Source organism: Acinetobacter sp. AR_0276, assembly GCF_003000705.1.
GTDB classification, from domain to species: domain Bacteria; phylum Pseudomonadota; class Gammaproteobacteria; order Pseudomonadales; family Moraxellaceae; genus Acinetobacter; species Acinetobacter nosocomialis.
Genome location: NZ_PSQO01000004.1, coordinates 1932945 through 1947202, shown reverse-complemented (window position 1 = coordinate 1947202; position 14258 = coordinate 1932945). Strand labels below are relative to the sequence as shown.

At 40.1% G+C, this 14258-nt stretch carries 14 protein-coding genes; 2 read left to right on the top strand and 12 right to left on the bottom strand.

What is annotated here, in order from left to right; genetic code table 11:
- Positions 1-16: 16 nt before the first annotated feature.
- The 5 genes from CSB87_RS10110 to CSB87_RS10090 all read right to left on the bottom strand — a co-directional run bounded on the left by CSB87_RS10110 (position 17) and on the right by CSB87_RS10090 (position 6179).
- Positions 17-1447 (bottom strand): amino acid permease, encoded by a 1431-nt coding sequence (locus CSB87_RS10110; protein WP_004711113.1) that lies wholly within the window; start codon positions 1445-1447, stop codon positions 17-19.
- Between the two features lie 370 nt (positions 1448-1817).
- Positions 1818-3257: an amino acid permease gene (locus tag CSB87_RS10105; RefSeq protein ID WP_002050482.1), complete on the bottom strand. Its 1440-nt coding sequence runs from the start codon at positions 3255-3257 to the stop codon at positions 1818-1820.
- A 162-nt stretch (positions 3258-3419) separates the two neighbouring features.
- Entirely contained in the window at positions 3420-3779 is a 360-nt protein-coding gene (locus CSB87_RS10100) for a RidA family protein (RefSeq protein ID WP_000071347.1), read from the bottom strand.
- Between the two features lie 10 nt (positions 3780-3789).
- On the bottom strand, positions 3790-4893 hold the full coding sequence (alr, locus tag CSB87_RS10095) for an alanine racemase (protein ID WP_031952098.1): 1104 nt from the start codon (positions 4891-4893) through the stop codon (positions 3790-3792).
- A 20-nt stretch (positions 4894-4913) separates the two neighbouring features.
- The gene (locus CSB87_RS10090; RefSeq protein ID WP_001263980.1) at positions 4914-6179 is read right to left on the bottom strand and encodes a D-amino acid dehydrogenase; all 1266 of its coding nucleotides are present in this window, start codon (positions 6177-6179) and stop codon (positions 4914-4916) included.
- A 136-nt stretch (positions 6180-6315) separates the two neighbouring features.
- Here CSB87_RS10090 and CSB87_RS10085 point away from each other — a divergent pair, with 136 nt between their 5' ends.
- Complete coding sequence (locus CSB87_RS10085; RefSeq protein ID WP_001247568.1) at positions 6316-6783, top strand: Lrp/AsnC ligand binding domain-containing protein; 468 nt, start codon at positions 6316-6318, stop codon at positions 6781-6783.
- A 40-nt stretch (positions 6784-6823) separates the two neighbouring features.
- On the opposite strand, the gene CSB87_RS10080 is transcribed toward CSB87_RS10085, so the two are convergent.
- Complete coding sequence (locus CSB87_RS10080; RefSeq protein ID WP_031952095.1) at positions 6824-7969, bottom strand: DUF1624 domain-containing protein; 1146 nt, start codon at positions 7967-7969, stop codon at positions 6824-6826.
- A gap of 74 nt (positions 7970-8043) precedes the next feature.
- On the opposite strand from CSB87_RS10080, the gene CSB87_RS10075 reads away from it, so the two are divergent.
- On the top strand, positions 8044-10134 hold the full coding sequence (locus CSB87_RS10075; RefSeq protein WP_032066817.1) for a TonB-dependent receptor: 2091 nt from the start codon (positions 8044-8046) through the stop codon (positions 10132-10134).
- A gap of 46 nt (positions 10135-10180) precedes the next feature.
- On the opposite strand, the gene CSB87_RS10070 is transcribed toward CSB87_RS10075, so the two are convergent.
- From CSB87_RS10070 to CSB87_RS10045, 6 genes are all read right to left on the bottom strand, one after another.
- Positions 10181-10561 carry a nuclear transport factor 2 family protein gene (locus CSB87_RS10070; protein ID WP_031952091.1) on the bottom strand — a complete coding sequence of 127 codons (381 nt, stop codon included), beginning with the start codon at positions 10559-10561 and terminating at the stop codon, positions 10181-10183.
- Positions 10562-10585: 24 nt separating this feature from the next.
- Complete coding sequence (locus CSB87_RS10065) at positions 10586-10966, bottom strand: ribonuclease E inhibitor RraB (protein ID WP_002050544.1); 381 nt, start codon at positions 10964-10966, stop codon at positions 10586-10588.
- Positions 10967-11077: 111 nt separating this feature from the next.
- On the bottom strand, positions 11078-11743 hold the full coding sequence (locus CSB87_RS10060) for an RluA family pseudouridine synthase (protein ID WP_006582347.1): 666 nt from the start codon (positions 11741-11743) through the stop codon (positions 11078-11080).
- A gap of 110 nt (positions 11744-11853) precedes the next feature.
- Positions 11854-12555, bottom strand: a complete 702-nt coding sequence (locus CSB87_RS10055; RefSeq protein WP_031952090.1) for a DUF1003 domain-containing protein — start codon at positions 12553-12555, stop codon at positions 11854-11856.
- Between the two features lie 80 nt (positions 12556-12635).
- Positions 12636-13139, bottom strand: a complete 504-nt coding sequence (locus CSB87_RS10050) for a DUF2867 domain-containing protein (RefSeq protein WP_031952089.1) — start codon at positions 13137-13139, stop codon at positions 12636-12638.
- A gap of 529 nt (positions 13140-13668) precedes the next feature.
- Entirely contained in the window at positions 13669-14091 is a 423-nt protein-coding gene (locus tag CSB87_RS10045; RefSeq protein ID WP_228131587.1) for a hypothetical protein, read from the bottom strand.
- Positions 14092-14258 lie beyond the last annotated feature (167 nt).

The following is a 14258-nucleotide window of genomic DNA, read 5'->3' as shown; positions in this document are numbered from 1 at the left end:
AATCGAGAAAGGATAATTAAAAGATTTCTCGGCCTAATTTTTTCATGCGCGGCTTATAGAATGCATAGTAAGTCACACCTAAAACCACCACCCATACCGGACTGACGTAGAGCGCTTTTAATGTATCTGGCTCTAATGCCAAAATCACTAAAGTAAACAAGAAAAAGGCAATAACTGCATACGCCATTAATACGCCGCCCGGCATTTTAAAGGTTGATGCAGCGTGAAGTTCAGGACGAGTTTTACGATAACGTAAATAGCACGCCATGATCAAAATCCACACACTAATGAACAAGATTACACAGAGTGAACTTGCCAGAGTAAATGCTTCCATTGTGTTTGGAACAAAGTACTGAAGCACTGCCCCACCCATAATGAAAATACATGAGAAGATTAAACCATTTGAAGGTACGGCACGTTTTGATAAACGTCCTAATATACCCGGCGCTTGACCATCTTTTGATAAACCGAACAACATACGGCTTGTTGAAAACACGCCACTGTTCATTGAAGACATGACCGACGACAGCACAACCAAGTTCATAATAATTGCAGAAATAGGAATACCTGCATTTAAGAACAACTCAACAAATGGGCTTTTATCGGCACGAATATGATCCCAAGGTGTTACAGACATCACCACAAAAAGTGCTAACACATAAAACAGGATAATACGTACCGGAATCGCGTTAATTGCTTTTGGTAGGTTCTTTTCTGGATCTTTCGTTTCAGCAGCAGTTGTACCAATCAGCTCAACACCAATAAAGGCAAATACGGCGATCTGGAAACCTGCCAAAAACCCGCTTACACCTTTTGGAAATATACCACCATGTGACCAGACGTTACTGATGCTTACCACGTCACCATGAGGAGCTTGGAAGTGGGTTAAAATCATGTAGCCGCCCACACCAATCAAACCGATAATGGCTAAAATCTTAATAAGCGCAAACCAGAACTCAACCTCACCAAACAACTTCACTGTAAGAAGGTTAAGGCTTAAGACGAATAGTACACAGCCCGCACTAATCATCGCTTGTTGCATGGGTGAAAAACTGGCGCCTTCGGGTAACCAGAAACTTAAATAGTTAATAACCGCAGAAAGATCGGCAATACCGACCAGTACCCAGCCTAACCAATAGGTCCAACCTATATAGTAGCCAGCCCACGGACCAATTAGGTCATACGCCATGTCGACAAATGACTTGTAATGTAAATTAGCAAGTAGTAATTCACCCAATGCGCGCATAAGGAAGAAGAACATTCCACCAATTAACATGTAGATTACAAGAATTGAAGGACCTGCGAGAGAGATGGTTTTGCCCGAGCCCATAAATAGACCGGTACCAATTGCGCCGCCAATTGCAATGAGCTGTAAGTGGCGATTACTTAATTTCCGTTGTAAATGATCAGGGGAGCCTGCCTCATCTGAATGATGAACCATTGTCATATTAGAAGTCCTTTTTATATTTTGCTTAATTTAAATCAGCAACCTATAGGGAGAAAACGAACCGTATATCGTGGGTTGCTGAGTCTATACCTCAGGACAAGATGTTCAAGTATATTTTTTCCTTAATTGATCTATCTTTTGTCCCTATTTTTTAAGTTGCATTATTTATGTACTGCCTTCACGGCAATTTTAATTATCCAATCTCGATTCACCAGATTAGCCGGAGTTTAGCATGTGATAATGCTAGATGTCGCTTTACTCCCCCCCTCAAAACTGTGCTATTGATTCAAAAATAAACAATATTATTCCGATAAAAAAACTGATGAAAATAAAAAAAGCCAATCATGATTGATTGGCTTTTTAATAAAACTTAATGATCGTTAACGAGTTCACGTCCTAGCTTTTTCATGCGTGGTTTATACAACACATGATAGGTAACACCCAAGATTACTAGCCATACCGGACTGACATATAAAGCTTTCAAAGTATCTGGCTCTAATGCCAAGATGACTAAAGTAAAAAGCATAAATGCCAAAACAACATAACTCATCAAAATGCCACCCGGCATTTTAAATGTCGATTTTTCATGTAATTCAGGACGTAATTTACGATAGCGTAAATAGCACACCATAATGAGACTCCATACACTAATGAATAGAATCACACAAAGTGAACTTGCCAAAGTAAATGCCTCCATCGTGTTTGGAACAAAGTACTGAAGCACTGCCCCACCCATAATGAAAGTACAAGAGAAAATCAAACCATTTGACGGTACTGCACGTTTTGATAAACGACCAAAAGCACCCGGTGCCTGACCATCTTTTGATAAACCGAACAGCATACGACTGGTTGAAAACACACCGCTGTTCATTGAAGACATTACCGAAGACAGCACCACCAAGTTCATGATGATTGCAGAAACCGGAATACCCGCATTTAAGAATAACTCAACAAATGGGCTTTTATCGGCACGAATGTGGTCCCATGGGGTTACTGACATCACAATAAATAGTGCTAGCACGTAGAAGAGGATAATACGTACCGGAATCGCGTTAATTGCTTTTGGTAAGTTCTTCTGCGGGTCTTTGGTTTCAGCAGCTGTCGTACCAACCAACTCAACACCGACAAAAGCAAAAACGGCAATCTGGAATCCTGCCAAAAAGCCTTCTGTACCTTTCGGAAATAAACCGCCATGTGACCAAACATTACTAATACTGGCAACAGCGCCTTGCGGAGCTTGAAAATGGCTGAAAATCATATAGCCACCCACGCCGATCAGGCCAATAATTGCCAGAATCTTAATAAGGGCAAACCAAAACTCAATTTCACCAAATAGGCGCACTGTTAGGAGGTTAAGACCCATCACAAACAACACACAGCCAGCACTAATCATAGCCTGCTGTATTGGAGAGAAACTTGCACCATCTGGCAGCCAGAAACTCAAATAGTTAATGACTGCTGAAAGGTCCGCAATACCCACCAGCACCCAGCCTAACCAATAAGTCCAGCCCAAATAGTAGCCAGCCCAAGGACCAATCAGGTCATGAGCCATATCAACAAAAGATTTGTAATGCAGATTTGCAAGGAGTAGTTCCCCCATTGCACGCATTAAGAAAAAGAACATGCCTCCAATAATCATATAAATAAAGAGAATTGAAGGACCTGCGAGGGAGATGGTTTTACCTGAGCCCATAAATAGGCCAGTTCCAATTGCACCGCCAATAGCAATCAGTTGTAAATGACGGTTAGACAGTTTTCGTTGCAGATGATCAGGAGAATTTTCCGTATCTGAATGACGAGCCGTTGTCATATTAAAATTCCTTTTTGAATTCCTTTGTTAAGATCAGCAACCTATGGCGAAAATTGAACCGTATGCCATAGGTCACTGAATCTGTTCACCAAAAAATGACTGGATAAACCGTATCTATCTTCCTTCTGTTAGATACATCATCATTTTTGGAGTAAAAACGAATTACTTTTGTGCTGCCGTCACGGCAATTTCAATGAGCCAATCCGGATTGACCAAATCGGCCTGAATTGTGGCACGCGATGGAGCAACACACCCTTTTAACCAGTCAACCCAAATTGCATTTACGGTTGAAAAGTCAGAAAGATTTTTCAAATAGAGCTGCGCAGAGAGCAAGCGAGATTTGTCAGTATTGGCTAATGCCAAAAGTTCATCAATTGTTGCAAGAATTTCACGAGTTTGGCCTGCCACATCTTGTTCGGTATTTTTAGGCACCTGACCTGACAGATAAACCACTTTGTTAAAAACAGTCACGGCGCTCATGACTTCGTTGGTGTTAATCTTTTGTATATCTGAATTAGACATTCGGATTTCCTTATACCTGATTAATAAATTGAACACGGGCGGTGACAGCACACATCAGTTCATAACCCACCGTACCGGATGAAACTGCAACATCGTCAATAGGTAGAACGACGCCTGTACTTGACTGGCCCCAGAGCACCACTTCACTACCGACTTTGGCACTCTCAATACCCGTTAAATCGACTGCCAACATATCCATACTGACGCGGCCAACTGTACGCGTGCGTACTGAGTCCACTAAAACTGGCGTGCCTGTTGGTGAAATACGTTGATAACCATCGGCATAGCCGCAAGCGACAATCCCAATCGTCATGGGTTGCTCTGCCACAAAGTTTGAACCATAACCTACGCTTTCATTCGGTTCTAAATGCTGAACGGAAATAATCTCACTGCGTAAGCTCATGGTCGGCTGCAAGCCCCAATCTGCAATACTATGCGTTGGGTAATCTGGCGAGCTGCCATAGAGCATGATGCCACTGCGGGCATAATCTGATTTGAGCTGGTCTTGATAACGCAAAATTGCTGCACTATTGCTTACCGATCTTTCACCCGGTAAATCTTTTACAATTTCTTCAAAGGCAGTAATTTGATAATCAATACCCTGCTGACCGAAACGCTCGCCATCTGCATCTGAAAAATGCGTCATGTGCGTAATCTTGGACACATTTGCCAAGTTATTTAAACGTTCCCAAGCCTGCACATAATGCTGTGGTTTAAAACCAAGACGGTTCATACCACTGTTCATTTTCAAGAAAACATCAAATTGAGCCGGATAAGGATGCTTTTCTACCCACTCGATTTGCGCTTCACTATGAACGGTGAAACTAAGCTGATACTGCACACAATCAAATAAATCTTGAGGAGAGAAAACTCCTTCGAGCAATAAAATTGGACCTGTCCAACCTAGAGCACGAATTCGTTTTGCTTCATCAAGATCAAGTAAGGCAAAGCCATCTGCTGCTTTAAATGCTTCATAAACACGTTCAATTCCGTGTCCGTAAGCATTGGCTTTTACAACGGCAAAGACCTTACTGTTTGGCATAGCCTTGCGCACCACCGCCAAGTTATTTTGTAAAGCTTGACGGTGGATCACTGCGGTAATAGGACGAGGCATGATTACTTTCCTAACGTCCGTTAAGCTGCGTGCGCGTGTGAATAACGCTGAATTGAAAGGCCATCGGTACTGATATCAGTCTTATGATTCAATACGATGTCACTGATTAATTTTCCTGAACCACACGCCATGGTCCAACCTAAAGTACCGTGACCTGTATTCAAGAACAGATTTTTAAAGCGAGTCGCACCAATAATTGGAGTACTGTCTGGTGTCATTGGACGTAAACCTGTCCAGAAAGACGCCTGTGCCATATCGCCGCCTGGGAACAAGTCTTGAGTCACCATTTGCAAGGTTGCACGGCGGTCTTCGTTTAGACCCAAATTGAAACCGCTTAACTCTGCCATTCCACCTACACGAATACGTTGGTCAAAACGAGTAATCGCGATTTTATAGGTTTCATCCAGCACTGTAGATTGCGGAGCAAAAGCTGGGTCAACAATAGGAATCGTCAACGAGTAACCTTTCACAGGATATACAGGCAACTGTAGATCAAGTGGTTTCAAGAAATCACGTGAATAGCTACCAAACGCTAAGACATAACGATCTGCTGTTAAAACTTTACCATTAACTTGAACGCCCTTAATTTGGTCACCTTCAACAATCAATTTTTCTACGTTCTGATTAAACTGGAAGTTAACACCTAGCTCTTTAGCAATTTGAGCTAAGGCATTGGTAAATAAATAACAGTCACCTGTTTCATCATTTGGTAAGTGTAAACCACCAACGAGTTTATCTTGTGCATTTGCTAAAGCTGGTTCTACACGACCAAGCTCGTTACCATTTAATAATTCGTAGCTTACGCCGCATTCTTCAAGCACACTAATGTCGCGTTGAACCGCTTCCATTTGTGCTTCTTTACGGAATAGCTGCAACGTACCTTTAGCGCGGTTTTCGTAGTGAATACCCGTATCTTTTCTGAGTTCACGTAAACAGTCACGGCTGTATTCAGCCACACGCATCATGCGTTCTTTATTCACGGCATAACTTTGCGGATTACAGTTTTTCAGCATTTGCGCCATCCACTGTAACTGCCACATACTACCATCTAAATTAATCGCAAGCGGTGCGTGATGTTGGAACATCCATTTCACAGCTTTAAAAGGAATTCCTGGTGCTGCCCAAGGGGTCGAATACCCAGGCGAAATTTGGCCTGCATTACCAAAGCTAGTTTCTTCAGCAGGACCTGACTGGCGATCAAGAACAGTGACCTCAGCTCCTTGACGAGCTAGATAATAGGCACTTGCCACTCCAATAACGCCGCTACCTAAAACAATTACGCGCATTTCCATTCCCTCACGCACACCAGTTTATTTCACTAGTATATTTCTGCTTCAATAGTTTATTTCACTGTTTTTCAGGCTATAATCTAGGTAAATTTATGTTTTTCTCGCGAGAATTTTAAAAAAAGAGGAAATATCTATGCGCCCCTTAGATCGTATAGATCGCATGATTCTGGATATTTTGCAGCGTGAAGGACGAATTGCGATTAGTGAATTGGCATCGAGAGTCAACCTCTCTACCACCCCCTGTTCAGAGCGTGTAAAGCGTCTTGAACGCGATGGCATTATCATGGGTTATTACGCTCGGCTAAACCCAGCCTATGTAGACCGTAACTTGCTTGTCTTTTTAGAAATTAAGTTATCTGCCAAATCAGGCGATGTATTTGATCAGGTGGCTAGAGATTTAGTTGAGATTCCTGAAGTGCTTGAATGTCACCTTATTTCAGGTGAATTTGACTACCTTGTAAAAGCGCGTTTAAAAGAAATGAGCGCATACCGCCGCTTATTGGGAGATCTATTAAAAAAACTTCCCGCTTCGGCATCTTCACACAGTTATGTGGTCATGGAAGAAGTGAAAGAAACTCTATATTTAGATGTAAGCAAGTAAAGCGAGCATTATTGAACTCGCTTTACTCACATTTTAGAAATTAGAAATATTTTAAAATTGAAATATGTTTGTTTTGATGTTTAAACTTAGAGAACCATTTAACTGCTGGATAGAGTGCAAAAGACAGTACAATCGTGATTAGCCACAGCATCCATACATGGCCGACCGACAAATAGCTCCCATAGTTAGCTCCCCACATATTTAGCGCAAATACATACATCAGTTTCAGCACATATAAATGCAGTAAATAAAAGAACATCGGCACCGAGCCAAACACGACCAATGGTTTTAGAAATGAATATTGCTGCATACGTTCAAAAGCAGTCAGTACAATTAATCCGATCCCAACATTTAGCAAAATAAACAATAAAGACGGCGGATACTTGGTGAGGTTTAAAAAGCTCATGAAGCTTAGTTGTAATGACTCAAAATGCTGCCACGGCTGGTCACCATAAACATTGATCAAACGTAGTAAAACAAACAACCCAATACTTGCGAAACCTAGACTAAGTAAAGTGAGGCCTCTTTGCTTTGCTGTATATTTTGAACTAAACAACTGGCCTAAAACGTAGCCTAATAAAATTACCCCAATCCAAGGTAAAACAGGGTAACTTGTACGAAGCTTAATGCCCGCAAACTCAAGCCAGCCACGTTCGTGTAAAACGAACCATATATTTTGTAGGATGTCTGGTGAGAAGTGCACAGAATCTAATAAGTTGTGCCCAAAAATAATCACCAACGCTACACCAGCAAGAATTGGCAAAGGCAAACTTACACAATAAGCTAGCACCACCATGCTAATACCAATCGCCCAAATCACCTGTAAATAAATGACTTCGGGTGGAAAAGTCGCTGTCCATGCAAAATTCACAAGGGTAAGCTCTAATACAATTAAAAATAAGCCGCGTTTTAATAGAAAGGCACGCGTTTGTTGTAAGTCCTGTTTTTTTGATTGAAATAAAAATGCAGAAATACCGGTTAAAAGTACAAAAACCGGAGCACAAATATGGGCCAATAAACGACTGCCAAATAATGCTGGTTCTGTTACTGTTACGTCCATTGGATCGGTAACCTGTTTATGTAAATAGAAAGTTTCTCTTACATGGTCGAGCAACATAATGAGGATAACCAAACCACGCAATGCATCAATCGACTGTAAACGTTCAATATTTTTTTCTATAGGCATAGCGGTAATCAACAAAATAATGTAACGTTATACTATTACATTATAGTTCTTTTGTCTTTTATGGCTGATTATTTATGCAACACAAATTAGGATTGTTGTCTTCGTTGGGTCTATCATTTATATCGACATTCACTTGGGCAGAAGAAACGTCAACGGTACTTAAGACCATACGCGTTCAGGCTGAAAGCACCCAAGAAAGTGTGAGTCAAAATAGCTCGGCGACTAAATTTTCTCACGATGTTTTAGATGTCCCTTTTAACCGTGCTTATGTTTCAAAACAAATGATGGAACAACAAGACGTTCAACGGATTGATGACGCATTAAGCTTAGTGAGTGGGGTTTTTCATCAAAACAGTTTTGGTGGCGGCTTTTGGGATAACTACTCTTTCCGTGGTTTTAGTACCGACCCCAATTTAGGTGCATCCATGATTCGAAACGGCTTGAGTGTCAACCGAGGGATTAGCGCTCCTAAAGATGTCGTAAATATTGAATCTTTAGAGTTTTTAAAAGGGCCTATGGCGGCTTTATATGGACGCGGTGAAACAGGTGGTTTGCTTAACCTCAACAGTAAAAAACCACAGTGGGAAAGCGAAAGTGAAGTTAACCTACGTGCCAATACCCAAGAACAATATCGAATTAGTCTGGAACACACGGCGCCTATAAACGATGAACTGGCCTATCGTGTAGCAGTGGCTCATGAAGATAATCAAAGCTTTCGTGATCATGTCAGCAGTGAACGCTGGTTCTTTTCTCCACAGCTCACATGGAAAATTTCAGACCAAACGCAACTCGACTTTGACAGTGAATTTACAGAGCATAAAGGAACCTTTGACCGTGGTGTCAGCACAGTCAATCACCAGTTTGTGATGGACCCGAAAACCTTTACAGGTGAACCTGATGATGGCGATTTGAAAATAAAAGATTACTTTTACCAATTACGTCTGAGCCACGAGTTTAACCCTGACTGGAAGCTAAATAGTGCAGTCAGTTATAAAGATGCCAAAATGGTGGGTTTTGCAACCGAACCTCGTCGTATGCAAGCCGATGGACGTACTTTAGAGCGTCAACGTCGCTATCGTGATTATACAAGTGAAGATGTGCTGGCTCAGACCGAGTTACTGGGCAAGCTTGATACGTCTTGGGCACGTCATGAAATTTTACTTTCAACCGAACTTGGTCAACTCGACTACAAACAAAACCAGCTTCGTCGCAACCACAGCACAAGCTCACCAAACACAATTGATATTTACCAACCTGAATATGGCAAATATTTACCAAACCTTGCACCATTTACCAATACAAAAGAACAGCAGCGTTACTTTGCGCTTAATGTACAAGATCAGATCTTTTTTAATGACCAGTGGAGTGTGCTATTTGGCAACCGTTTTGATCAGGTCGAACAAGACTTTAAAAATCACCTGAGTCAGACTGAAAGCAACCAGACGCTTCACCAGAATAGTCCGCGTTTCGGAATAAATTTTAAAGCCTCTGACCAATGGGCGTTTTATACCAACTATGGTCGCTCATTTGCCATGAATAGTGGTATGAACCGCAATGGCCAGACTTTTGCTCCTGAAAAAGGTGAAAGTTATGAGGTCGGCACCAAATATAAAGTGAATGACCAAAGTGTGCTGAGTCTCGCCCTGTTTAAAATGAAAAAGCGAAATGTACTCACAACCGACCCAATCGACAGTAACTTTCAAACCGCAGCAGGCGAAGTCAGCAGTAAAGGAATCGAGTTTGACTTAAATAGCCAAATCACTGACCGCTGGTTCGTCAATGCCAACTATAGTTATACTGATGCTCAAATTGAAAAAGACCAAGACTTGGCAAAAGGTGCACGTCTAAGTAATGTTCCAAAACACCAAGGTGCTGTAAGTACCAATTATGAGTTTCTACAAGAAGGCTCAACAAAAGCAGGTGTAGGTGCCAACCTTACCTATGTGGGTGAACGCAGTGGACATAACCTTGATAATGGCTTTAATTTACCAAGCTATACCCTCGTAAACTTAAATGCTTACTATGCTCCATCTGACCGCTTACGCTATCAACTGAACGTAAACAACCTATTTGATAAAACCTACTATGTCTCAAGCTATAGCGATTTATGGGTTCAGCCGGGTGAACCATTGAATGCTTCAATTTCGGCACAGTGGAAGTTTTAATTTATCTATAAAATAAAAAAGCCCGAATTATTTTCGGGCTTTTTTATTAGAACATGCCATTTTCATTTACAAGCTGTTCGGGCTGTATTTGCCCGATATCCCAAAGCTCCGCAATTTTTCCATTTTCAAAACGGCAAATATGAACCACAGCCAAAATGGTGGCTTTGTCATTCATTTGCATTTCAAGTTTCGAATGCACGGCGACCAAAGTCCCATCTTCAATGACGTGTTGAACATTAAAGACTTTGTTGAGATTTTCAGCCGCGCTTTCACGCATCCCTTCCTTCAAAGAAGTCGCATCACCCGCATAATAAGGATTGTGATGCTTGAAGTTAGGCGCAGTGTAATTGCTATAGGCTTCATCGACTTCGCCTGCTGCGGCAAGTTCTAGAAACCGTACCGCAATTTGTTTCTGAGATAAGCTCATGATTATCTCCTACTATTTTAGACCTTACTGTAACAGGTCATCTTCCTCACTCTCTTCTTCGAAGACATAGGCCATGCAGCCCCAACCATCATATTCACCCTGAAATTTTTCAGCGATGCTGGCAAACCATTGTTCCAAGTCAACAATATCTGAATACTCAGGTTCCATATTAACAAAGATGGTAATTACCCATTCATTCGGCTCAACAGAGTCATCTTGGAAAAGAGAAACTTTTTGTTCTTGGTAAAGTAAATAAAGTGCACATTGCTCTGCATTTTTTTGATCATGAAAAGCAATTGAAAATTCAATTTCATGCAGCTCTGTTAAGTCATCCCCATCTTCAACCATTTGCCAAAGTACATTGCCGTTATCGTCATCGGGAAATTGTTCGTAGTCGCGATTCATTAGATTGTCCTTGTTGTTGCTCTAATTTGTATTATTCGACATCAAGAATAACCGACTTTTATTGCAGTTTGGATATGTATTCAGTTGCGAATTGCATCAAATCTTAATTTTTTAAAAAGGCACTTGCGATTCAATCACGACATCGGTTCCTTTCAATGGATGTTGAAAAGCCAAATACGCAGCATGTAAGGCCATACGGCTTAAATGAAAACGTTTAGGTTCAGGGTGATATAACTTGTCGCCCATAATCGGATGGCCAATATGCATCATGTGCACACGTAGCTGATGTGAACGCCCTGTGACTGGTTCAAGTAAAACCCGAGTTTGATCAGTGTTTTCATCATAGGTGAGAGGTTGAAATAAGGTTTTGGCATGTTTGCCTAATTCAAAATGTACAATTTGTCTTGGGCGATTTTCCCAGTCGGTAATGAGTGGAACTTCAACACTACCCTCTTGTGCGACTTGGCCTTGCACCAAAGCAATATAATGCTTTTTAACTGTTCTGGCCTGAAACATTTTACTTACCGCGACTTCTGCGTCACGATGCTTGGCAAACATAAGCAAACCCGAGGTTGCCATATCTAAACGATGCGTCACTTTAGCCAAAGGGAACTTTTCCAGCACCCTTAAATAAGCACTGTCATGATGCTCAGGTAACCGTCCCATAACCGACAACAAACCCGCAGGTTTATCAACCACAATCAAATCGTCATCTTCAAATAAAATTGAAAGCGGATCTTGTGGTGGAGCGTAAACAAAGTTGTCGTTTAAAGGCATGGTCGTAGAAACAGCAATGGAGCATGGCGGCAAATCATAAAGAAATTTCAGACCTACCGCAAAACAATCTATAAGCTATCATCATGTTCCACGTGAAACTCGAAAAATCTTTATCGCTTTTTATTCATTTCAGCTAAAAGATCGAGCTGAATTTCTTGAATATGTGCAAGCCTTTCCCACTGATGCGATAAAAGATGATCCATTTTTTCATGCAAATGGCGAATCTCAAGCTCAGCTTTTAAATTAATTTGATAGTCATGTTGAGAGCGCAAACGGTCTTTGGCTTCTTGACGATTTTGACTCATCATAATAATAGGTGCCTGAATTGCAGCTAAACATGACAGCACTAAATTCAGTAAAATAAAAGGATAAGGGTCGACAGGACGGACTACCATCACGACTGTATTTAATACTATCCAACCTGTTAAAAAGATCGCAAAACAAATAAGGAAAGACCAACTTCCGCCAAATGATGCAATCTTATCTGCTAACTTTTCTCCAAACGTCCACTTTTGATCAAAATCAGATTCGGTATTTCGGCTAATTAATTCATGGCGTTGCATACTGCCAATCACTTCATTTTCTAAATTAGAGAGTTCGCCCTTTTCGGAACGTAATAATGATTGCACGTATTTAATTCGATAATCTGCCAGATCGGCTCGACAAATAAAGCTTGAGTAATTCCAATCTGGATGATCTTGGATAATTTCATCGCTAATCACATTTCGAATGACTTCACCCGAAACCAGATCTTTTAACGGGACATTCTTTCCGCATACGGCGCATTGGCGACACTGGTTTTTATTCTCCATCTTATTCAGCTCGCAATTATAATAATAAGGATATTATATAAATGATTTCAGGCGACCACATCGTAAATAAAAATAATGCTTTAACCCAATATTTGTAAAGTTGCTGGCACTATTTTTCGATGTGCAGGAATCACTGGCACCATGTAGAGTCTCCCAAGCCAATTTTTAATATGTACCACTGTAGTTATGGTGAGTACTTGAGTCTTTTCATTCTTATAAACAGATAAAGTCACATTTAAGTGCTTGTCATCGTCTCCAATCACTAATTCATTTTCGGTACGTTGCCGTAAGGTAAAAATTCCAATTCGGTCACCTGCGACATACTCATTTTCTTTTTTATTCGAATCAATTTGCTTAAAACTTCCTAAGTCTTTAAGCCCAATTTTTGAAGTAATTTTATTACGCATATTCATGCTCCACTCTATCCACGCTGGAGTGTGTTGAAATAGCTTAATAAGTTGCCCAAATACATTCAGGTCGGGCTGACCAAGCACAATACTCCACGAGTCGTGGAAGTAGGCATTGTTCAATTGAGATGAGATTTGACTGTCGGTAGGTAGCACAGAAAGATAAGGCTTATTCATTAAATTATATTCTTGTAAAGTATCGTTTTTATTATAGAGAATTTTTTAGGGTGTCAAGGGAAAACATCTATGGTTTACTTCAACAATCATAACTTTGTAAGTTATAACCTTGTGCCTATAAACTTTTGATCTATAGCGTCCTAAGCCGAATCGAGACCTTTTGGGTGAGTACACACTAACGTTATACGTTTTGGTGCATGCTACTCTTTTCGATCCCTATCACACCCTTGAGATATAGTTTAGCCAGCACCCTGCGGGATTGTTTTTCTAAGAAAAGCGAATTTTTAATATTTTTGGGAATTTTTACGTGATTAGACAAATTTAAAAGAATTTATTCCCATTTACCTATAATTAGTTATATTTAAATTCCACTTTATTTGTATTTTTCGGTTTATTTTACCAAATCATTAACTGTTTTGAGCAATTAGGCACCAAGACTATAAAAAGAATCTAACGCCAGTGAAGTATGATTTGTCTATGTAGAATCTCTTGCGTTTAAACCACAAGAGAACTCTACTTTTCATTCTGGCTATTTACACTTATTCGTTATATTAAACTTTGGAGATTCATTGAAACTCACTAAGGTAAAGCTTCTATCGATGAAGTTTTCTGTATCTTCATTAGAAGTATGAAAAATCCACTCTGAAATACCATTACTTTTTAAAATAACCTCAAAGTTAAAACTAACTCCCATATCCTTATCTTGGAAATACACTTCATACTCATTAGGTTTAATTTTTAATATTTTAGTTACTTTATAAAATGGATGATCAGGAGTATCAAATGAGAATTTAATTGACTGATTCTTTTGATCAAAACTTACAGAATTGATGTTAGTTGAATTTTTTTCCCAATTCGCCTGCACATTACAGTCATAGATCCATTTCTCTGGTTTATCTTTATAAATATAATAATTATTCCTTGCTTGAAACTTTGAAAAAAACTCATTCACAGTATTACCAAAAGAAAGACTAGGAAAAACCAATAAAAAATATAAGAAAATAATCCTCATTTACAAACACCTACACTCACAATATTCTTAACCTTACTTTTAGCTATAGTGAAAAAAGATAAATTTTTCATTCTCTAAATAAGTATCCCATCCAGACCATTCAAAAC